Origin of the sequence: Nostoc sp., assembly GCF_036917675.1 — a bacterium.
In the GTDB taxonomy this organism is placed as follows: Bacteria; Cyanobacteriota; Cyanobacteriia; order Cyanobacteriales; family Nostocaceae; genus Nostoc.
This window is the reverse complement of sequence record NZ_JBALCT010000016.1, coordinates 13,009-35,019: the sequence shown is the minus strand read 5'-3', so window position 1 is coordinate 35,019 and position 22,011 is coordinate 13,009. Positions and strand designations below refer to the sequence as shown.

The following is a 22,011-nucleotide window of genomic DNA, read 5'->3' as shown; positions in this document are numbered from 1 at the left end:
CTGTTTTGCCCCATGCCCTATGCCCTATGCCCAATGCCTTAAAAGTTATTTCTCATTTCCCGTATCCGCGTAAAGGTTTGGACTGCATCGCCACTGTTAACAGTTAATTGTAATGATGGCTGATCCCAACGTAAAAAGGGATTGGTGCGCTTCTCTACTCCTAGCAGTGAGGGTATGGTAGCTTCTCCTCGACTACGGTAAGCCTTAACTTCATTGAAGCGCCTTTGTAAGTCGGCGTTGTCACCATCTACAGTTAGGGCAAATTGCAGATTTTTTAAGGTGTATTCGTGGGCGCACCAGACGCGTGTCTCATCGGGTAGCGATCGCAATTTGCTTAAAGAATCAACCATCTGGGTCGGTGTTCCTTCAAACAAGCGACCGCAACCGCCAGAAAATAAGGTATCGCCGCAAAATAAATCGCCTGTCTCACCAACTTTTTCGGGGGGAAAGTAGTAAACGATGTGAGCGCGGGTATGTCCGGGAACGAAGATAACTTCAGCTATGCCGTCTGCAAACTGGACGCGATCGCCTTCTTGCAAAAATACTTGCTGTCCGGGAATTCTACCACGATCCTCGGTTCCCCCGTAAACTATCAGTTGGGGAAATTCTTCTATTAACTGCTTATTACCACCCACATGATCGTTATGGTGGTGCGTGTTAAAAATTGCTACCAACTCAGCTTTCAATTCTGCCAGTTTATTTAATACTGGTTGAGCCTCCGCTGGATCGACAACAGCAGCAATATTTTGTCTGCGATCGTACAGCAAAAATATATAGTTGTCTGAGAGTGCCTCAAGACGGATTACCTGCATTATAGCGTTTCCTAATCACATGAAGTACATCATAGCCTCCTCTCGAAGAGCCTACGGTGTACACACAAGTTATCCGATTACCCAAAACCAAAACCTCACCCTGTCCTATCTTTAATCCCTCTCCTTAATAAGGAGAGGGACAGGTTTTACTACGTAAAACCAGGGTGAGGTCTCTTAGTGGCTATAAGAAACCGTAAATTCCGTCACCAAAGACTTATGTGTACACCGTAGCCAGGGGGTTAGGGGTGGGGTTCTTGTACCTCACTGAACTGAGAACCGCTATACCTTTGCCTCTCTTATGAGTAGATATTTAGTATCAAAAAATATCATTTATATGTGAAATTTCGGTAGACGAACTAGCTAATATGGCGTTAACTTTATTTAGGCTTTTATTGAAACTTGATATCTAGGGTTAACTAAAAATATACTCTTTACCATCAGGACTTACGCAAACAGGCAGTGAAAGCCTTGATTTACCGTAGGGGCAATTCATGAATTGCCCCTACATTTCGTACTTGATGCGTAAGTCCTAACCATAATTGATGGCAAATTGAAGGCTGATTCATCGTTACCCTAAAAAACTTAAAAAGTAAGAGATAGCCTATATTAAAACCATTTCCTACTCTATAAAACCTTAATTGCTGAGTAATAACACTGATCAAGTTTTCTCAACAAAAATCAACTAAGATTTTTAGCGCCGAATATCCCACATCTGATCAAAATTTCATCCAGGACTATATTAACGTCACAAACCCTCTATGTACAAAGAATTTCGGCAACAGGTAATTTCAGCAATCCGGGACGCCGTGAACAACGTCCGATATCCTCAGCGCATCCTTGTTGTGCGACAGGCAGATCACCAGTCTACATACAATGACTACTTTCTTTATTGGGTTAGTCAAAATGTACCTGAGGCAGCACATCTGTTTGAACTCCATTATCTCCCTTGTGAGATAAATGACTGGGATCGGTATGCACTATTTATACCTTGGCTACAAGATCCCCTTAAAGAAAGATTTCCGCATATTTATCAATATGCCCAGCCAATAGAAGCAGAATGTAAAAAACGCAACATTCCCATTGTTAATTCCATTGATAACCTCTCAAATTCAATTAAATCATTGGCAGCACAGAAGATTGGTAGCGTAGAGGGCATTCGCACCGCTAAAACAGTGCCGATTACTGATGTAGAAACTTTCAAAAAGACACAAGGAGGATTGTCAACTCCCTTCTTTATCCGTGAAGACTGGGTGCATGGCTGCCAAATCTTTTTCGTCCGAAATCTCGATGACTTGGAAAACATCCCTTTTGAAAAGATGCTTGCCCCCATTGCAGTAGAATTTCTGGATGTTAGGGAAGAAGATGGTTTGTATCGTAAGTATCGCTACTTCGCTGTGGGAGATGAAGGTATCCCTGGCCCTTTAATGGTTTCCAAATCTTGGGAAGTACGCGACAACGATAATCGCGTAACTAATGAATCAATAATAGCAGAGGAGATTGTTTATTTAAGTGGAGAAGACCCCAATCATCATCTTTTGCAGCAGGCACGCAAAGCATTAGGTTTTGATTTTATGGCTTTTGATTACAGCTATGACGAACAGAGAAACCTCATTGTCTGGGAACCAAATCCTTTCCCAGTAATCTGGGGTTCACATGACGCTGAACCTGAGAAAAAGTATGCATTGCCATCAATGGATCGCATCTATACAGCACTCCTCAAATATTACTTGCAGCGTGCCAACATCTCAATCCAAATACCAACTTAGTTTATTTCCCACTATTTAATTTTCTCCGGCGTGAATTTTGAACTATACCTTTTCAACAAGAAGAGTGTTTAATCAATGACTCCACTTGTTTCAATCATTGTTACCTGTTTTAATCAAGCTAGCTACCTAGAACGCTCAGTTAAAAGCGTACTATTACAAACATTTACTGACATTGAATGTATTATGGTAAATGATGGCTCTACTGATAATACACAAGAAGTTGCTCAACAATTGATCAGTCTAGATTCAAGAGTTAGCTACTTCTATAAAGAAAATGGCGGAGTATCCTCAAGTCGGAATTTTGGCTTTAAACAGGCACAAGGTAAGTGGATTCAGTTTCTAGATGGAGATGATTGGATTCACGAAGATAAAATTAAGTTTCAATTAGCTCATTTAAGTGCCTTGGATGTTCAAGAAAATACTGTTTTTTATACAGATTATGAACGGGTATTTATAGACAGAGAACAACAAATTATCAACAGTGAGGAAAATCTAGTTGGCTATTTATCAAGAGAGCAATTGATTGAGCGATTACTCATCCCTGATTTTCTAGCTGATTCTCCATTTCCCTTACTTCAACAATGTCTATTGATGAGTAGAGATGTGCAGGACAAAAAAATATTTGATGAGCGCCTAAAAGCTCTGCAAGATAGAGATTTTACAATAGACCTTTTAATTGCTAATATTAATTTTGTCTACACACCGATGATCGGAGCATATTATACAAAACATCAGTCTAATAGAACTAATAACTGGTCTTATATGAAAGGTTATTACATTTTGTTATACGAGACAGTCTGTAGTAAGCATCATGAATTAATCCCTTTGTGCCAAGTAGGTATAGATTTTTTGCTTAAAGAAGCAATTAGAGAAAAAGAGCAAGATAATTTTGCTCGGCTAATTAAAATGTTTTCCCCTCCTTTGTACTTATTAAATAAAAAAATTAAAGTTAATCATAGCTATTTAGTCAAGCTAATTTATCAAACTCGGCTAATTATTCCTAGTTTTGTATTATATGAAAAATATAGAGGACCGCGATCGCAAAAAATCATCTCGATTTTTTCCCAGTTTATCAACTTGTTCAAAAAGCCAAAAAGCACTTATGCCAATACTGAGTAAAGCAACTAATATATGAAAGGAAAAGTTTCGTTAGTTGTGAGTGACTTGTCTGGAGGAGGCTCAGTTCGAGCGTTTTTACTAGCTCAAGTTCTAAAAAAAATCGACTATCAAGTTGAGATTGTCGGATTTTTATTTGGTAAAGAATTATATGCTATTCCTCCAGTAGGGATACCAGTAGTTGCTATTGATGGTAAAAACTATCCTGAGTTTTTTACTTCAGCTGAAAAACTTTGGCAAAAACTAGATGGCGACATTATTTATGCAGTCAAACCTAAACCTACAAGTTTTGGTGTGTCTCTACTGCATAAATTAGCTAGTCGTCGTCCTTTGCTTTTAGATATGGATGATTGGGAACTTAGCTGGCATGGAGGTTTTGAATGGAAGTATCGCCCCAGTCTTAAGCAATTTGCCAGGGACATTTTAAAAAAAAATGGTGCATTGAGATTTCCCGATCATCCACTTTATCTCCAGTGGATGGAAAGTTTAGTATCTCGTGCCAATGGGATTACGATAGATACTCAGTTTCTTCAAGACCGCTTTGGGGGTGTATATTTGCCTAATGGCAAAGATACCGCCATGTTTGACCCTGAGAAATATAACCCAGAAGTCAGCAGAGAGCGTTATGGTTTGACAAAGTACCGAGTTCTCATGTTTCCTGGTGCGCCAAGACCTCATAAGGGAGTTGAAGATGTCTTAATAGCGTTAGATCAGTTGAATCAGCAAGATTTAAAATTAGTAATTGTCGGAGGCAATCCTTATGATGATTATGATGAGCAACTGATTCAAAAATGGGGCCGCTGGATTATCAAGTTGCCAAAATGTCCTGTAGAGGTTATGCCTGAGGTTGTAGCAGCTGCTCACGTTGTAGTTGTTCCCCAGCGAGATAGCGTAATTGCTCGTGCCCAATTCCCTCTGAAGTTAACAGATGGGATGGCAATGGCTAAACCTGTGTTATCCACACGAGTGGGAGATATTCCCGAAATTTTAGCAGAAACTGGTTATTTAGTTGATCCTAGTTGTCCCCAACAAATTGCTGCACAAATTCAACTGATATTTGCCGATGTAGAACAAGCAAAAGAGCGAGGTAGAAAGGCTAGAGAAAGATGTTTAGAAAAGTACAGTTTAGAAGCTATGGCATCTACCTTATCTGAGTTAATTGCCCGCTTGTGAGGATAGTGCATAGTTATAAATCTATGATTCATCTAGATTTAACTCAATTTAAAATATCGTAATAGGCATAGTATATCTATCATGCAAAAATAGCTCTGGATTGATAGAATTTGTATGTATAACATTTTTTATTGCCGCGATCAAATTATAAATTTATAATCTCAATGCCCAATGTCTAACAACAAACTGCTAGTAAAATTTGCTAAACCTTATCCAGCTAGGATATTTTTTACAATCTTGTTCGGATTTTCTAGCGCTTTATTTAACGGTGTGGGTACGACACTGATTGTGCCAGTAATTCTTCAAATAGTGGGTCAACCTGTGGATTTAACAGGTGCGCCGCCAATTATTAAAGCTATTGTCTCTCCCTTTGATAAGGTTCCCGAAAGTTACCGCCTAGCGGTGATGGCTGGCTCAATTATATTTACAATTGTTTTAAAAAATTTGGCTGGCTATATCGGTAGTTTGGTGTCGAGTTCTTTAACGCGGACATTGACATCAGATATGCGAGAAGCAGGCTTGAAGTTATTACTAGATATTGACATAGATTATTACAGCAAGATGAAAGTTGGTGATATAATCAACAGCCTTGGGGGAGAAATTGGCCGTGCTGCTAGTGCTATAGGCGGTGTCATTAAGTTAATCATACTGGCAATTACAATTTTAGTTTTTGTGGCTTTGTTACTGTCAATTTCTTGGCAGTTGACCATTGCCACTACAATGTTGCTAACTTTGGTGACGTTCGTAAATCAGTATGCTATTTACCGCTCAAGAGATTTTGGTGCCCAGTTTTCGGAAATGTCTAAAGCCTATTCGATTTCTGTGTTAGAAATGCTAAATGGAATTCGCCTAGTAAAGGCAACGGGAAATGAAGAGAGAGAATATAAACACATTCAAAAGCTAATTCGTGACCGAGAAAAAGCAGATTTTCAGTCTCAGGTTAATTCTGAGGCTATTACACCAGTTAGCGAGGTGACGGGAATTATAGCCTTAATAGTGATTGTCTTTTTGGGTCGCAGCTTATTTGCGGATCAGATTAGTTCAGTCTCAGCCGTTTTGATTACATATTTGTTGTTGCTATTGCGACTGCTACCGTTTATTTCTCAGTTAAATACTCTTCGGAGTAGCTTTGCCAATACTGCTTCTAGCGTCGATATTGTCGCTGATTTTTTACGAGAAGATAATAAGCCGTTCATGAGTAGCGGTATGATTCCTTATGAAAAATTAAGAGAGGGAGTGCATTTTAAGCATCTATGTTTTTCCTACCCTAATCATCAAAATATAGTACTTCAAGACATAAATTTATATTTACCACGCGGTACTACTCTGGCTTTAGTGGGTAGTTCTGGTGCTGGTAAATCAACAATGGCAGACCTCTTACCGAGATTTTATGACCCCACATCTGGCTGTATTACACTAGACGGAATAGATTTGCGAGATTTCGATTTGAAATCGGTGCGGAAGGCGATGGGAATTGTCAGTCAAGATACGTTTCTCTTTAATGATTCGGTGCGGAACAATATTGCTTATGGACGACCAGAGGCTAGTGATGATCAAATTCTCGCAGCCGCAAAGCGAGCAAACGCCTATGAGTTTATTAGCAAATTACCCCAAGGATTTGATACGCAGATTGGCGATCGCGGCGTAATGCTATCTGGTGGACAAAGGCAAAGATTAGCGATCGCTCGCGCCCTGCTGCAAAATCCCGAAATTCTGATTTTAGATGAAGCCACCAGCGCTTTAGATACCGTTTCCGAACGCTTAGTACAAGCTGCACTTGATAACCTAAGTCGCGATCGCACCACCCTAGTAATCGCTCACCGCCTTTCCACAGTCCAAAAAGCCGATCAAATCGCCGTCTTAGACCAAGGAAGTGTAGTAGAAATCGGCACCCATGAAGAACTTTTACAAAAAGGTAGTTACTACTCACGCCTCTACTCAATGCAATTTACTGATCAGCCGGAAATTTCCACCAGAACTAATCTCAGCTTTAACCAAATTTCTCACGAACTGCGGACAAGACTTAACTCAATGATTGGTTTCCTCGGACTATTAGTTGATGATCTAGTAGACAATTCCGAAGAGCGGCAGGAATTAATTGAGGAATCATACAATTCAGCCTTAAAAGTTCTCAACGCTATTGATGTCTTCGACGATGTGGTTAACCTGAAAATTAATCAGCAGTTTTCGTCAGATATAGACCAAAATCAAAATGGAAATAACCAGTATCAAAACTTTAGTTATATCTCGAATGAGTTTCACGCACGTCTCTATCCCCTCCTTATTTCTCTACATTTGCTAGTCGATAAATTAGAATCTGAACCCCAAAAAGAAAATCGATTAATTGTAGAGTCTTATCACTCTGCTATTTACCTACTAGATACATTAAAGCTTTTTGAGAATAGAGTTTAATTGTAGTTAATACAATTAACAAAAGTATTTTTACCAGAATCTTGAAAAACCTATCATCCAAAATAATGATAAATTATTCAAAAAAAAATCAATATATTTTTTACACCGGAGAGCCATCACTCCAACCGGACACAGCACACGAAATTCATGATGTTCTTTGTGCCAATGCAGCAGCTAACTTAGGCTATTACTCAGTTTTAGTCTATCCAGATAAAAAACATTCTGTTAATCTACTATCGTTAATTTCTCCTTATCAACCCAAAAGACCTGACAGAGAATTTATAGAATTTTACGATGTTCAAGAAAAGCTCAAAATTGTCCCATTGCCAATGCCTTGGCCTATTGATAAAATAGGTGGTAAATATACTAACTCCAGTACAGTAGTAACCAAATATTATTTACCGATTCATATCCGCCCTAATGCTAAAGTTGTCCACACGCGGGATTGGAACTTTGTCAAAGCCGCAGTCCAAAATAAAATTCCTACTATCTATGAACGTCACTACTTTCAAGACCAAAAATTTGAGCCAGAAATTGTCCACAGTCCCTATTTTAAAATAGCCATAACTCAGTCGGAACCCATCCGGCAAAGCTTAATAGAATATGGAATGCCACCGGAAAAAGTCGTTTGGCTACATAACGGATTCAATCAATCATTTTTAGTCAGACAGCCCCAAGAAGCCGAAACATGGCGTCAAGAATTGCTCAGAAAGCGACATAAGCATTTAGTTATCTATTCAGGCGCTTTGTATCCTTTCAAAGGAGTTGATCTCTTAATTGATTCTGCTAAAGAATTGCCAGAAATTCAGTTTGTCATCACAGGAGGTACAGAAGCACAAGTAGAAGCATACCAACAACTAGCTAGAGATAAAAATGTAGAAAACGTTAAATTCTTAGGCTGGATACTTCCACGAGAACGATTAGTCAGCTTGTTTCAAGCAGCTGATATTTTAATTCATCCTCACTCCTCTGGAAAATCAGCAGATTTCACGAATCCAGTTAAGTTTTTTCAGTACATGGCTGCTGGGACTCCTATAGTTGCAACTGAAATTCCACCTTTAATGGAATTCAAAACATCACCTTTAATTGCCAGTTGGTGTACACCAGATAACCCGCATAAACTTGCCCAATCTATTCAACATACTTTAGAAGTCTATCCCAGAAAAATAGAAGGTTATGCAGCTAGTATAGATTTTGCCCAGCAATTTTCTTGGGAGAATAGAATTACCAAAATATTAAGCTACCTAGAAGAAGATCAGCGTCCACCAATTCTGGGGTAACGGTACAAAAATTAACAGAAAACTAACTACGAATAAATACGATTTATGACTATTAAAACTGTTGGCATGATTAGCAGCTATTCAGGTCTTGCTAAAACCAGAGATTGGTTATGGCAACAAACCCCGCACTCTTTTGGTGTTTGGGACAACATCCAAATGTTGAAAATAGCGGAAAAACCAGACTTTATGTTGCTATATCAGTTTGATTTTCCCCAACCATCTCCACAACCATCTTGGTTAGATATTGTTCGTAAACGACAACAAGAACCAGAAATAAATATAGAATCTCTATTATCTGGTGTACCGAAAGAGCGGATTATTTATTTTCTCCGCGAACCGCCTTTAAATGAGATTGTAGAAATAAGTAAGCGGAATTATCAGGAAGCTCAAAAGTATTGTGGCCATGTTTCAGGCCCCGATGACTTTGCGCCCAATCCCGATTATATGCCTGCTATTTGGTATCATGCCAAATCATTTGAGGATTTAAATGAAATGCCAATACCGCAAAAAATTGCTCCATGTAGTTGGATTACTTCGGGAATTAACCGGACAGCTAATCATCGCCAGCGCTTAGACTTTTTGAAATCATTGCAAGACAGCGACACTAAGTTTGATTTGTATGGGCGAGACTTACCTGCATGGTCGCCAACAAAAGGAGAACTTGGCCACAAATGGCATGGAATGGCGCCATACTACTACAATCTGGCAATTGAAAACTATGCAGAAAATAGTTGGTATGTGAGTGAAAAATTGTGGGATTCTTTGCTGGCCTGGTGTCTGCCAATTTATTATGGTGGACCAGCTGCTGATAAATTATTACCACCGGGTAGTTTTTTAAGATTGCCAAGTTTAGATGAAAAAGGCATTGCTTACATCCAAGAAGTGACAGCTACACCTGATGCTTGGTATGCTGCTAAAGATGCGATCGCAGAAGCACGTCAAATCATTTTACGCAAATTAAACCTGCTTAACTGGTTGTCAAACTTTGTTGCTCAACACTCATAAATTATGAATGGTATTTGTACCCTTGGCAATGATTATGTTTTCGATCAACTGGTGGCTTTGCTCAACAGTATTGATGTTATCTTGGGTTCAGAAACTCCTGTTTGTATCTATCCTTTCGATGATCAGACACAGCGAATTGCTGATGAAATAGCTAAACGCCCTAATGTATTTCTTTACGATAATCAAGAATCAATCAACCTCTGGGATCAATTTATGCTGACAGCAGCACCAGAACGATTGAATCGCAGTAAATTCCGTTTGTATGGCGCTCACCGTCGTTTTTGCGCTTTTGATGGGCCATTCGATAAGTTTATCTATTTAGATGCAGACACTTTGGTGATGAACTCACTAGCCACAGTGTTTGAAAAGCTAGATAGTTATGATTTTATTGTCTACGATTTCCAATTTAAGGATGTTAGTAAAATATATAATACTAATTCTCCCAAATTACTAGAAGTTTTCGAGCAAAAACGCATTGATTCCGAAATATTTTGCTCAGGCTTCTATGGCGCAAAACGGGGAATATTTAACTTAGAACAAAGAGATTGGCTAATATCCCATTTACAAAATGGGGAAGCAGAAATTTTGTATAGCGGTGCTGGCGAACAACCACTGATCAATTACATGGTAATGAGGTCTAATCTTTCTATTTATAACTTTGCTCTCCAACTGCCAGATAATCAAACAACAGGATGTTCTGCCACATCTAAGCATTTCGAGGAACGAGAACATCTTCTTTATGACAAAGGTAATCAACTAACTTACCTTCATTACATTGGGATTGCTCCTAATATCAATCAAGCAGTCTGTGCTGGAGAAAATATTGAGTTTCCCTATCGAGATTTATTTCTCTATTATCGTTACTTACATGAACCAGAGAAGCGTCCAGTCTTTAAAAATCCTCCGAAGAATTATTATGACGCTCCAACACCAAATTTACTTACAAGAGCTTTGCGAAAACTTAAGTTAATTAACCAAGGATAATTTATGAGTAAGGGCATTTATATAGTTGCCAATGACCGCGTTATTGATAATGCGATCGCTTTACTCAATAGCATTCGTTACTATGACCCAGAAGTAACCATTTATCTCATACCTTTTAACGAAAATTATCAGAAGGTAACAGAACAGCTTGCTACCTTACACAAAGTCCAAATTTTCCCAGATTTGGAGCTGATTGATAAATTTACCAAACGCATCGGAGAAATTTTTGATCGAGATTTCCTCGCTTTACCCAACAAAATGCGTAAACTGGTAGCGTGGTTTGGTCCTTTAGATGAGTTTATTTATATTGATACTGATATTGTCGTTTTTGAAAAAATCGCCGACAATTTAGACAAACTTTCAGAAGTTGATTTCTTCTGTTGTGATTACCATCACGCCAATGATAAACTGCGAAATATCTTTTCCCCATTTGTGAAAGAGCAGCAAATTTTTTCAGATCCCCAACTTCAAGACGTTTTCAATAGCGGCTTTTGGGCTTCGAGAAAAGGAGTTATTACCGAACAACAAATGGATGAAGCTTTGCGTGAGTGTGCAGCACATCGAGAATATTTTGATTTTTCCGAAGGAGTTACAGACCAACCCATTCTGAATTATCTTGTTCTCAAACTAATTGCCAAACGTGGAAATCTCGTCAAAATTCCTGGGGGAGGTCCTGGTAGTTGGGCTGGTTCGCAAAATTTCCAACAACAAGAATACGCCCTCTATGACCGAGGACAACGACTAAAATATCTCCACTGGGCTGGTACACGGATGAAAAGTGGTTGTCCCTATTGGCAATTGTGGGAACACTATCGCTATCTCCATCAGGGTAAATTCGCCTTCATCCCCAAACTGACTCGCCGTTTATTTCCCTTTGTTGCTGCCCGTACTTAATATTAGGAGTATCCCCATGAGCGATGGCATTTACATCTTAGCGAATGATCTTGTCTATGACCAACTAGTCGCGTTACTCAATAGTATAGAAGCTAATGCAGGTAGAGAAATTCCTATTTGTATAATTCCATATAATGAGCAGCTAGACAAAGTAAAGGCAGAGATTGCATCTAGAGATAATGTGACGCTATTTGAGGACTCTGTATCCATAGCTTACTGGGATAACTTTGCAACCGAGGTCTGGCAAAATTACTCAAGGGCGCAAAAAAGTTGGCGCGAATGGGGATTTCCAGAACTCTATCGTCTACCAATGCATCGCAAGCTTTGTGGTTTAGATGGTCCCTTTGATAAATTTATTTATTTTGATGCAGATACGCTCCTTATGAAACCTATAGACTATATATATGAAAAATTAGATAAATATGATTGGGTAACAAATGATTTTCAGTATAAATCTGAATTGAAATATATTTTTGATGGATCACCAGAACTTATACAACAAATTTTTGACCAAGAAAAACTTAATCGCAACACATTTTGTGCTGGTTGGTTTGCAACTAAAAAATATATTTTTTCTCAAGCTACATTAGCAAACCTACTCGAGAAATTACAGGCTGGTGAAGCTGATGTCATGGCTTGTGCAGGACCTGACCAATCTTTATTTAATTACATGATATTGCGGAGTGGAATTTCCTATTATAACTTTGCTTTTCATGACTGCGAACAGGCAACTGGCAACCATTGGAGTTCTCAATTTGATGTGGTAGATAATATCCTTTACGACCAAGGGCGGAAGCTGACATATTTACACTATATGAGTATATCTTCTTCAGCTTTTGTGCGGCTTTGTGGGGGTGAGGATGTTGAGATTCCTTACCGCGATGTTTTCTTATATTATCGCTATTTAAAATCACCTGAAAAACGTCCTCAACGCTTTACGCGCCCAAGCAAGTTAATGCTTCTCCAAAAGTCTACTAGTAGTTTCATTCAGCAAAGAATTAACAACATTAAGCTAAAGTATCGTAATTTTAAGGATAAAACTACTCAACTAAGATAGCGATCGCCTATTCCATCTTAATCCGTCAAACCCATTAAGAGTAAGCATTTACGTTTTGCGGATAAGTCTAATTAGCTACCGTGTGAATCATCTCAACATAGCTTTACAGCAATTTATCCCAGCTAAAATGCTCATAAATGAAGTGATGACGCTGATAAAATTTAGATTTATCTTACTAGCAACTTCACGAATTAAATAATACATGGGCTTATGGCTTTTGCTGATATAGCAATCCTATTTGATTTTTGAACAAAACATCTAGTGATTAGCGGTAATAAAAATTAAAATTACTCAAACTTGCCAGTCTTAAACACAAGGAACGATAGTAATAGCCGATAAATTTATCTAGTTTACGCACCAGCTTTTGGAAAATTGAATTTTGGCGGTACTCAATCGCTTCGTGCTGTTGAAAATATATCAGCGTTTCATCTGGATTTGCTTGTCCCTTTTTGATTTTCTGCCGTTCTACCCAATCCTTGAAATAAACAATACCGTCCATAGCATCCCATCGAACTGGTAATCCAGCCTTAGCAGCAGCTAATCCTATTGCATAACCCTCAGCACCATAAAAACCATTTAACTCACAGTAAAGTGCAATAGTTTCCCAGTGCTTGATAAATTCGATTTCACGCCCATCCTGCCTTGTTACTACAAATAACATTTCCATCACAAACTGGATATTAGTATCTTGTAAATCCAGGTCTAACTTTTGTGCTAGCTTGCTCAGAATGTCCAAATCTCTAGCTCTATTTGCCTTGTAAGCATCATTTACCGAATTAATATATTCTTGATTGTGTTTTACAACACTGGCACAACTTCTTGCTGTTATCCCAGGAAGCCATTTCATGTCTGGTTGTAACTTATTTAATATTCTGATATCTGCATCGACAAATATACAAGTATTAAACAGTGATATTGCTTTGGCAATTACAAACCTTTTATCGTGGTAACAACCAATGCTCTGTTGTTCATGTTTAAATGCTAAGATATTAGGATATTTTTTAAATTCTTGTGGCTTATCTGTCAACAGAATTAAGTATATTCCTGGTGAATGTTTTTCAATATCTTGAGCTAATAGGAAAGCATGAGAGCGATATCTTTTACCCAAAGCTAAACTACAAAAACAAACGTCTAGTTTTTCTTCGTTCATAAGATTTTATTTTTGAAATAAAATTGGGCTGAAACTAACATCAAAAATACGTTTAGAAACAGCAGAATTATGCAGCTTGTTTGGATTTCAATCAAACACTATATTTACATATATAATATGCGTACTGACTACTGTAATAGTACCTAATTTTTATCTGATTGCCAAATCCCATGCAATCCCTAAAAAATGTTAAGGGGTGATTAATGGCATCTCTACAAAGCCTTGATAAATTATTACTATAAAAGTATAAATGCTCACTGTGCTGGTGAGCATTTAAGTTGATTAATATATTAGTGAAGTATCGGAAATTCTCAATAGAGTTCAGTTAATAATAACTTAACCATATTGTTTTAAATCTATGAAATAGAATCTAGATATAAAGATTGCATACCTTCGCGTTCTATAAAGGTCATCATACTTCCCAGTTGCAACCAAACTAATAAACAAGTAAACAGACTAATTAATAGACCGACTCCTAAAGCCAAGGAGGAAGGAAAGCCAAATATCTCTAAGCCTGAAGACAGAAATAGACAAGTACCGCCAGTTATGCCGATAAATAACACAAGTAATTGTTTCAGTGAAGAACGCGGTTTAGTATTTTCTGCTCGCTCGCTTGGCTATTCGCTTTATCTGTTTCTCCCTCTGAAGCCATCAGGAGAATGTTTGCGCGGGTGATGGTTCTTGCTTTGTGCTTACCTTTTTTAATTAGTGTTTGTAACTGAGAAACTTCATTCTCATTTAAATCCACAATGTATTTTTTTACCATGCTACTCCCTGATTTTTCAGTTGCTTATCAAGAACAGGTGCTACCCAGCAAAGTTGTCTTGGCAGACTATAAGCCGCTCAATAGTCAAAGCAGGTGTGAAATGGGGATAAGTAAAATTTACCATTTTTCCCTATTCACGCAACAACGCCACTCAACTCTATAGCTACTTGACTATAATTGCAATAATCAATCGGTTAAATATCTTTTTAAGATGCCATTATTTGTTTTATTCTACGAACAGTACTCAAAAGAAATTCTTCATATCTATTAACAGATTTAAGCTTTTCATGAACTGTGTTGTAAGTATTAATACATAGATTCATGCGAGTGAGGAATTCTTGCTCAGTCATAGCATCGACGTAATCAAAGAGATCCTTTGGACTGGGAAACTCACTATAATCTATAAAACTATTTTTCGGAAAATCTTCATATATTTTATTTCCCTGCCCAAAATAAATTGGCAGACAATAGCACCGAATACTATCCCAAATTTTTTCTGTGCAGTAATAATCAAAGTTTGTATTTTCAAAGCATAGATTAAAGTTATATGGTTTCAAAATCTCAACTTTTCTGGATATATAGTCTCCTTTTCTTGAACTTTCTAAGGATATATTATCAGGCCAGCTTGGCCCATAAATATCTACCTTTCCTAGGTGATATCCTGCCAATGCTATCTGGGTTCTAATATACAATAGATCCAACTCTTTATCTGCTCTTTTTAGACTTGTAGTTTTCTGATTATTTCTATATCCTGCAACTATGACAATTTTGCGATTGTCTAATCCAGTAAAATTAAATTTATCTAGTGGCTTTAAGGATTCTTTCCAATATTCTCTATAAAAATCATCAAAGAATGGAAGAGTGAAATTATTTATAAATATGTCACCTGTATAAATGTTCATGATATGGGCATCGCCCATTAAGAAAAATCCTCGGTCTATTTTTTTGAATGTAACATCAAATCTAGGTTCACTTGTCCAAACGAGATACTTTTTCTTTTTTCTATAAGCTCTTCTTAAAGGTCTGAGAACAGGCAGATTAGAAGCTAATATGATGTCGGCTAAACCTATATCTTCTGTCATTTCAATCCCTTTATTTTTAAGAAATTCTAATTCATCTTTTAAAACAAAGGGAGTATATCGCATTGGTAGAACTTTAAATATTTTAATTGTCACTTTTAACTCCTGAAAATTTTATGGTAAACCCGCTTAAAACTCTTACTCCGTATTAATTACAGGGTTTTTCGTTAGCCCCTCAGATTTATACAGCAGATTGCAACTTAGTTTCAAAAAAAATAGATGTACAATTTTCAGCACTTTTCGGATGTGGTGCAGGTTTTATTTTTTAAATAAAATTTGACTGAAACTAACATCAAAAATACGTTTAGAGACAGCAAAATTATGCAGCTTGTTCCGATTTAAATCAAACACTATATTTACATATATAATGCGGGTACTGACTACTGTAATAATACCTATTTTTATCCGATTACTAAATCCCATCCAAGCCCTAACAGATGTGAAGAAGTGATTAATGGCATCTCTACAAAGCCTTGACAAATACTCATACCAAAAGTATAAATGCTCACCAGAGATGGTAAGCATTTAGGTTGATTTGTATATTAGTAAAGTGTCCTAGATATCAATACAGTTCAGTTAATCAGAATTTAACCGTATTGTTTTAAATCTATGACATAGAATCTAAATCTAAAGATTGCATACCTTCGCGTTCTATAAAGGTCATCATACTTCCCAGCTGCAACCAAACTAGTAAACAAGTCAGCAGACTAATTGGTAGACCGACTCCTAAAGCTAAAGAGGAGGGAAAGCCAAATATTTCTAAGCCTGAAGACAGAAATAGACAAGTACCACCAGTTATGCCGATAAATGGCACAAGTAATTCTTTCAGTGAGGAACGCGGTTTAGTATTTTCTGTGCGCTCGCTTGGCCATTTCTGCACAATTACTTTCAAAGTACCAGATAATGCCAAACCAGAAGTTAATGCTGCCAGAAAGCCAACAAGTAACAGAAAATAAGGCGGTTGCACAGGAAAATAGTACATGAAAACTCCTGATTTATATTAAAGATTTTTTACTTTTTATTTGTTGAGTGGTTCTCAGCAAAAGAGCTAAGTGATGTAGCTTTTGGGAGGATAGCAGCTGCGCCTTGTCTGGATAAATCTGTTAAAATGCCGATCGCTATATTTAATAAACGATCCGGTTTTAAGTCATCTTTAACTAGGTTCCATAGGCGTTGGACATCTTCGGTGTGCAGGCGGTCATCTTCGGTGAGAGCAAGCACCATTTGTCGCCGCAGAAACTTCCCTTCTTCCGACATTAAATATTGGAACCCCATCTGTGCTGTGGGCAATACATCAAAGTTGCTATCGGTACGAGCGATCGCAATCAAATTCTCTAATCGCTGCCATTGGAATTTACCATTTTTAAACAACACATTCAATAATCGCCGCCGTAATTCCGGCGATTCCCCCGTCAGCAACCGTTGTGCTATATAGGGATAACCGACTTCGACAATTTTGAAATTCGGGTTGAGGCTAAGGGCAATACCTTCCTGAGTCACCAGGGAACGAATAATCAAAGCAAACTTCGCCGGGACTCGGAAAGGATATTCGTACATCAGTTCCGAGAACTCATCGGTAATAGTTTTAAAGTTAAAATCCCCGACGTTTTTGCCTATGGCGTTTCCTAGCACCGCTTCTAATGCTGGTATAATCGGGCAAATATCCGTGTCTGGAGTCAGAAATCCCAATTTTACAAAATCTTCGGCTAAGTCGGTGTAGTCTTTATTCACCAAATGCACTAGCGCATCCACCAACGTTTCTTTGGTGGTTTCCTCCAACTGATCCATCATGCCGAAGTCAATGTAAGCCATACGACCATCGGGTATCGCAAACAAATTGCCGGGATGGGGGTCAGCATGGAAGAAACCATATTCTAAAAGCTGTTGCAATCCTGAAGTAACGCCAATTTCGATGATCGCTTCTGGATCTAAACCTGCTTCGCGGATGCGTTTAGTATCTGTCAGCTTGAAACCATTAATCCATTCCAGGGTTAAAACGTGGGTATTGGTGTAACGCCAGTAAATGCCTGGAACTTTTACTTGCGGGTCGTTGCGGAAGTTGCTAGCAAATTTTTCGGCGTTGCGGCCTTCATTAATATAGTCAATTTCCTCAAATAACTTCGTGCCAAACTCGTCCACAATTAAAGTTAGGTTGTTACCGAGATTTAAAGGCAACCAAGGAGCTAGCCAACCTGCTCCCCAACGCATCAGATATAGGTCGCGTGTGATTACCGGGTGTAAGTTGGGGCGTTGGACTTTCACTGCGACTTCTTCGCCACTGACCAGACGACCCCGGTATACTTGACCCAAGCTAGCAGCAGCTACTGGGTTAGGTGAAAGTTCGCTAAAACTTTCATGAATTGGGCGGTCTAGTTCAGTTTCGATAATTTTATAAGCGATCGCATTATCGAAGGGTGGTAACTGGTCTTGTAACTTGATCAGTTCTTCTAAAAAATCTTTGCGTATCAGGTCAGGTCTGGTGGAGAGGGCTTGACCAACTTTAATAAATGTCGGGCCGAGGCCGGTGAGCAGTTCTCGCAACTGGATAGCTCGTTTACCCTTGTTCTGCTCAACTTGATCTTGCCATTCGTCCCACTTGAGCCTGAATATAAATCCGCCAAAAGAGGAGATAATTTTCAGAACTCGCCCCCAGGCTAGCCAGGGACGGTAACTATAGTAGCGAGCGATCGCATCTGGATTATAGAGTTGTAGCTGAGCAGGTTGATACTGACCCACGCCTTTATTTGCCTCTTCAACGGAAAAATTTACAATGATTGTTTGTCTCCTGACCTACAAGTTAGTTGCAAGTTCAGAATAGCAGTAGTCTTTGATCTAAAACAACTAGAACTTTACCCTTTGGGGATACTGTTCCAAGCGATTTTAGCCTATGTTACCGCCTAGATTTATTTATCTTTATTCTTAATTATACTTTATAAAACTACAACTACTTATCCAAATTTCCGATGATTTTATCTTTTCTTAACCATTGTTTATAAAAATATAAATATTTACCTATATATGCAAATTTAAGGAGGATGTGATTACTTAGTAACCATGTTTCCTGTCAGCTATATGTAGTGTCCACATAACTATCAAATAAAAATCAACTTTTGCCAGAGAGTGTATATTTAGAAGCTTTTTGATTGATTATATTATGCAAATTTATAATAAAAATTACAGCGTTAAGTACAACTTTGGTAATTGGTAGTAGTTTTGCCACAATTAGCAATTACCAATTATCACATAAATAAGTAGGTAACAATAAACCAAACTATGTTACGCAGTGTAAAATTACTTAAATTCCCTGATAGTAAGGGCTTCAGCCCTTACTATAAACCTTTAGTTATTCACGCTCACTTATTTGGTGCTATTTAGATTTAGCCTCCAAGTTTTCTAAACGGCTTCTCAATTCCTGGTTTTGTTGTTTGAGTTGGTCGAAATCTTCACGCAATTGACGCAGAGTTTTTTCTGAACCAATATTCTTTTGCACTTTGGAAATTTCTTCTTCAGCATAGCGACGTACACGCCCATCGGCTGTTTGTTCAGCTAGCGATCGCAAAACCCCGACTGCTCTAGGTATTTCCATTTGTCCTAACGCTGCTGCTACCGCCACTTGCGTTAAAAAGAAGGTTTCTTTGGCTAGTTCTGTTAATTTTTCTAAAATACGTTCCAAATTAACCGGACTTTGACCTACAGAAATCTTTCCTAAAGCGCGAATTGTTGCTAAACGTAGGGGTTGTGGTACACCAAGTTTGGTGTATTCGATTAGCACATTTAAAGCAGCTTCCGAGGTTTTAAATTCAGCTAAACCGGCGATCGCACCACTCCGTACAACTTCATTCCAACCCGCCTTTTTTTCTAAAACGGATTTTAGCAGCTTTAATACCTTGTCTTCCTTAGGTTTTTCTTCTAAGTTTGTAGATGCGTAGGCAAAGCCCGTTGCAGACATTGCCCCGATCGCACGAGAGGCTGTTGCTTCCACATAGTAGCTGGGATCGCCCTTTTGCAACAGCCCTTTGACAATTTTATAGCTTTCAGCAGTTTTGATTTGGCCAAGCGCTTCCACTACAGATCGTCGCACGTAAGCATTTTTATCTTTTAACCCAAGAACTAAGCCATCAAAGGTTTGGTCTAAATTAATTTGGGCTAGTTGTTTTGCCACTTCCACACGCACACCCCAGAATGGGTCATTTTTGAGCGCCGCAGACAGTGCAATGGTAGCTTCTAACCCGCCTTTTTTCGCCAAAGCTGTTGCTGCATAGATACGCGAAATCGGGTCGGGATCAAATTCTAACTGTGCTTTTAACTCCGGTATTGGATACTCTAAAGTTACTGTTTTCAGGTAATTATTCCCCATATCAAAACTGATAAATTGGGGTTTATTTTCTAGGGGAAAGTAGAAGCTTTGTTCACGTTCATTCACCCTCACTAAAAAAGTTTTTAGTTGGGAATTAGAAGTGATGATTTGAGAATTATTTTTAACTCCTAACTCCTGTACAGACGCGATTAATCGCGTCTCTACTCCTAACTCTTCACTTTTCACTTCTTCCTGTTGGGTATAGCCAAAACCAATAGGTATTTTTAGATCAAACAAATCCTTACTGCCATTTTTATCTTCAGCAGCTTGGGTTTGAGTTACCGTAATTTTTGCCAAATTAGCATCCCCATCCCAAGAGTAAGCCAGTTTAAAATCGGGATGACCACCACGATAAACGTATTGGTCAAAGAGGAACAAAAGATTACGTCCGGTAGCCTTTTCAATCGCCCTGAGTAAGTCTACTGTTTCTACGGTTTTGTGGGCATTATCTTGAATAAATGTTTGAATTGCTTGCCAAAACAATTCATCTCCCAATTGACCTCGAATCATGTGATAAACACAAGACCCTTTTTCGTAGATGTGGCGATCGTAAAGTTCAATAGCTTCCCGGTAAATATGTGTTACCATTGGGCGGCGGTAGCGGCTGCTATCTTCACTGAAGTAACGACTAGCTTGCAATAAACGATAGTAAGCTGCTTCTTCTGGACTATATTCCTGTTCTGTCCACATCACCTCAGAATAGGAAGCCATCCCTTCCTTAATCCAAGCATGAGACCAATGCTTAATCACCACCAAATCACCAAACCACTGGTGCGCGAGTTCGTGGACGACTAAACTTTCAGTATTGCGGTTATCTAAAGCGGCGCGTTCATCCAGCAAGCACCTATCTGTTAACAGGGTTGTGGAGGTGTTTTCCATCCCGCCAAAGATGAAGTCATCGACGCAAACCTGGGCGTATTTCGGGAAAGCATAAGGATAGCCATACTTTTGGCTCAAAAATTCGATCATCCGGGGAGTTTTGCCCATACTGCGTTTAGCATCTTCCTCCCGTCCCTTTTCTACGTAGTAGGTAACAGGTTTCCCCTGCCACTCGTCCCGAATTTCAGCAAAATCACCTACTGCCAAAGTCATCAAGTATGTAGGATGAACTTGTTGCTGTGACCAATGGTAGATTTTGTAATCACCATCTTCTGTAGTGTCGATCAATTCCCCGTTGGAAATCGCCACCAGAGGGTTAGGAACACGCACGCGAATTTCCGAAGTAGACAGTTGTCCTGGATAGTCAAAGCAGGGGAACCAAAAGCGAGAGTCTTCGTCTTCGCCCTGAGTCCAAACTTGGGTGGGCTTGTTTGGGTAGTGCTTGTCTGGTTGAATAAAATAAATACCGCGTTGCGGTTTTGTCACCGAGTAGGCGATCGCAATCAGCAAGCGTTTACCAATCTGGGTTGCTTCCGAAAGTTGGATAGAAAGCTGTTCCCCGTCGTAGTCAAAATTTTGTGGCACTTCGTCCACCTGCACAGACTCGATATTCAGGTTGACAGCATCCAAAGTCAAACGGTCAATGCCATTACGGATTGGCAAGAGGCGAATGCTACAACTGCCCTGATAGCTTTGCTTAGGGATATCCAAGCTGAGATTGAGAAAAATATGCTCTACCTGTCCGGGGCGATCGGGGTTGTAGTGTGGTCTTGCCCCCGGTAACTCAAAAGGCTTGTGTCCGTTATTATCTGTATCAAAATAAGACTTCGACATTGATCCTTACTGACCTTGTAATTCTGAAAAGTCTGGCTTGGCTGGATGTAGTTAAGCAAAATAGCGGTGTCTAAATGTATTTCCCAAATCAACAGGGCATTATGCAGGTGAAAACTCCCTTTTGGGATATTAATCTCACCCGAATCTCCGAAGGTTGGCTGCCGAACCTTGGACTTTTTTCCATATCCTCTCCCGCATTTACTTTCCCTGATTTTTTGCACTTTTTTGTCATCGGGTCAAGTGTCTCTGACACCTCGATAGATTCTCATTAAGTACAAATACTCCTAATTATTCTTATAACTTAGGATAGCTTGCTGTTGCTAAACAGGCTATTTTGTTTGAGATGAACAGCAGATCATTTGCAGATTCGGTCATTATCCCTTGGAAGTATTTTTGAGAGTAATTTTAGACCGCTAACTTAATAGATTACTAATTTTATCAGTAAAT

At 38.8% G+C, this 22,011-nt stretch carries 16 protein-coding genes and 1 pseudogene; 9 read left to right on the top strand and 8 right to left on the bottom strand.

What is annotated here, in order from left to right:
• Positions 1-38: 38 nt before the first annotated feature.
• Entirely contained in the window at positions 39-812 is a 774-nt protein-coding gene (gene gloB, locus V7K31_RS05240; RefSeq protein WP_335092999.1) for a hydroxyacylglutathione hydrolase, read from the bottom strand.
• Positions 813-1,570: 758 nt separating this feature from the next.
• Between gloB and V7K31_RS05235 the strand changes: the two genes are divergently transcribed.
• From V7K31_RS05235 to V7K31_RS05195, 9 genes are all read left to right on the top strand, one after another.
• Positions 1,571-2,578 carry a hypothetical protein gene (locus V7K31_RS05235; protein ID WP_335092998.1) on the top strand — a complete coding sequence of 336 codons (1,008 nt, stop codon included), beginning with the start codon at positions 1,571-1,573 and terminating at the stop codon, positions 2,576-2,578.
• A gap of 75 nt (positions 2,579-2,653) precedes the next feature.
• Positions 2,654-3,697: a glycosyltransferase family 2 protein gene (locus V7K31_RS05230; protein ID WP_335092997.1), complete on the top strand. Its 1,044-nt coding sequence runs from the start codon at positions 2,654-2,656 to the stop codon at positions 3,695-3,697.
• A gap of 12 nt (positions 3,698-3,709) precedes the next feature.
• On the top strand, positions 3,710-4,867 hold the full coding sequence (locus tag V7K31_RS05225) for a glycosyltransferase family 4 protein (protein WP_335092996.1): 1,158 nt from the start codon (positions 3,710-3,712) through the stop codon (positions 4,865-4,867).
• Between the two features lie 171 nt (positions 4,868-5,038).
• Positions 5,039-7,279, top strand: coding sequence for an ATP-binding cassette domain-containing protein (locus V7K31_RS05220; RefSeq protein ID WP_335092995.1), 2,241 nt, complete (start codon positions 5,039-5,041; stop codon positions 7,277-7,279).
• 65 nt (positions 7,280-7,344) lie between these two features.
• Entirely contained in the window at positions 7,345-8,559 is a 1,215-nt protein-coding gene (locus tag V7K31_RS05215) for a glycosyltransferase family 4 protein (RefSeq protein WP_335092994.1), read from the top strand.
• A 45-nt stretch (positions 8,560-8,604) separates the two neighbouring features.
• Positions 8,605-9,564 carry a glycosyltransferase family 10 domain-containing protein gene (locus tag V7K31_RS05210; protein WP_335092993.1) on the top strand — a complete coding sequence of 320 codons (960 nt, stop codon included), beginning with the start codon at positions 8,605-8,607 and terminating at the stop codon, positions 9,562-9,564.
• Positions 9,565-9,567: 3 nt separating this feature from the next.
• The gene (locus V7K31_RS05205) at positions 9,568-10,548 is read left to right on the top strand and encodes an Npun_R2821/Npun_R2822 family protein (RefSeq protein ID WP_335092992.1); all 981 of its coding nucleotides are present in this window, start codon (positions 9,568-9,570) and stop codon (positions 10,546-10,548) included.
• A gap of 3 nt (positions 10,549-10,551) precedes the next feature.
• Positions 10,552-11,442: an Npun_R2821/Npun_R2822 family protein gene (locus tag V7K31_RS05200; RefSeq protein WP_335092990.1), complete on the top strand. Its 891-nt coding sequence runs from the start codon at positions 10,552-10,554 to the stop codon at positions 11,440-11,442.
• Between the two features lie 16 nt (positions 11,443-11,458).
• The gene (locus V7K31_RS05195) at positions 11,459-12,499 is read left to right on the top strand and encodes an Npun_R2821/Npun_R2822 family protein (protein ID WP_335092989.1); all 1,041 of its coding nucleotides are present in this window, start codon (positions 11,459-11,461) and stop codon (positions 12,497-12,499) included.
• A gap of 265 nt (positions 12,500-12,764) precedes the next feature.
• Here V7K31_RS05195 and V7K31_RS05190 read toward each other — a convergent pair whose 3' ends face one another.
• The 7 genes and pseudogenes from V7K31_RS05190 to V7K31_RS05160 all read right to left on the bottom strand — a co-directional run bounded on the left by V7K31_RS05190 (position 12,765) and on the right by V7K31_RS05160 (position 21,564).
• A complete protein-coding gene (locus V7K31_RS05190; protein ID WP_335092988.1) occupies positions 12,765-13,649 on the bottom strand; it encodes a hypothetical protein in 885 nt (294 codons plus the stop codon).
• A gap of 356 nt (positions 13,650-14,005) precedes the next feature.
• Positions 14,006-14,251 (bottom strand): annotated as a pseudogene (locus tag V7K31_RS05185) (hypothetical protein); the annotation flags it as partial.
• Complete coding sequence (locus tag V7K31_RS05180; protein ID WP_335092987.1) at positions 14,224-14,415, bottom strand: hypothetical protein; 192 nt, start codon at positions 14,413-14,415, stop codon at positions 14,224-14,226. The gene V7K31_RS05180 and the pseudogene V7K31_RS05185, both read right to left, overlap by 28 nt.
• A 206-nt stretch (positions 14,416-14,621) precedes the next feature.
• A complete protein-coding gene (locus tag V7K31_RS05175) occupies positions 14,622-15,590 on the bottom strand; it encodes a glycosyltransferase family 10 domain-containing protein (protein ID WP_335092986.1) in 969 nt (322 codons plus the stop codon).
• A gap of 511 nt (positions 15,591-16,101) precedes the next feature.
• Entirely contained in the window at positions 16,102-16,476 is a 375-nt protein-coding gene (locus V7K31_RS05170; protein ID WP_335092985.1) for a hypothetical protein, read from the bottom strand.
• Between the two features lie 29 nt (positions 16,477-16,505).
• Entirely contained in the window at positions 16,506-18,230 is a 1,725-nt protein-coding gene (locus V7K31_RS05165) for an ABC1 kinase family protein (protein WP_335092983.1), read from the bottom strand.
• Positions 18,231-18,861: 631 nt separating this feature from the next.
• The gene (locus V7K31_RS05160; RefSeq protein WP_335092981.1) at positions 18,862-21,564 is read right to left on the bottom strand and encodes a M1 family metallopeptidase; all 2,703 of its coding nucleotides are present in this window, start codon (positions 21,562-21,564) and stop codon (positions 18,862-18,864) included.
• Between the last annotated feature and the right edge of the window lie 447 nt (positions 21,565-22,011).

Excerpts from the sequence above, each read along its gene's own strand:
- gloB (WP_335092999.1), bottom strand. The coding sequence starts at position 812 with ATGCAGGTAATCCGTCTTGAGGCACTCTCAGACAACTATATATTTTTG.
- V7K31_RS05235 (WP_335092998.1), top strand. The coding sequence starts at position 1,571 with ATGTACAAAGAATTTCGGCAACAGGTAATTTCAGCAATCCGGGACGCC.
- V7K31_RS05230 (WP_335092997.1), top strand. The coding sequence starts at position 2,654 with ATGACTCCACTTGTTTCAATCATTGTTACCTGTTTTAATCAAGCTAGC.
- V7K31_RS05225 (WP_335092996.1), top strand. The coding sequence starts at position 3,710 with ATGAAAGGAAAAGTTTCGTTAGTTGTGAGTGACTTGTCTGGAGGAGGC.
- V7K31_RS05220 (WP_335092995.1), top strand. The coding sequence starts at position 5,039 with ATGTCTAACAACAAACTGCTAGTAAAATTTGCTAAACCTTATCCAGCT.
- V7K31_RS05215 (WP_335092994.1), top strand. The coding sequence starts at position 7,345 with ATGATAAATTATTCAAAAAAAAATCAATATATTTTTTACACCGGAGAG.
- V7K31_RS05210 (WP_335092993.1), top strand. The coding sequence starts at position 8,605 with ATGACTATTAAAACTGTTGGCATGATTAGCAGCTATTCAGGTCTTGCT.
- V7K31_RS05205 (WP_335092992.1), top strand. The coding sequence starts at position 9,568 with ATGAATGGTATTTGTACCCTTGGCAATGATTATGTTTTCGATCAACTG.
- V7K31_RS05200 (WP_335092990.1), top strand. The coding sequence starts at position 10,552 with ATGAGTAAGGGCATTTATATAGTTGCCAATGACCGCGTTATTGATAAT.
- V7K31_RS05195 (WP_335092989.1), top strand. The coding sequence starts at position 11,459 with ATGAGCGATGGCATTTACATCTTAGCGAATGATCTTGTCTATGACCAA.
- V7K31_RS05190 (WP_335092988.1), bottom strand. The coding sequence starts at position 13,649 with ATGAACGAAGAAAAACTAGACGTTTGTTTTTGTAGTTTAGCTTTGGGT.
- V7K31_RS05180 (WP_335092987.1), bottom strand. The coding sequence starts at position 14,415 with ATGGTAAAAAAATACATTGTGGATTTAAATGAGAATGAAGTTTCTCAG.
- V7K31_RS05170 (WP_335092985.1), bottom strand. The coding sequence starts at position 16,476 with ATGTACTATTTTCCTGTGCAACCGCCTTATTTTCTGTTACTTGTTGGC.
- V7K31_RS05160 (WP_335092981.1), bottom strand. The coding sequence starts at position 21,564 with ATGTCGAAGTCTTATTTTGATACAGATAATAACGGACACAAGCCTTTT.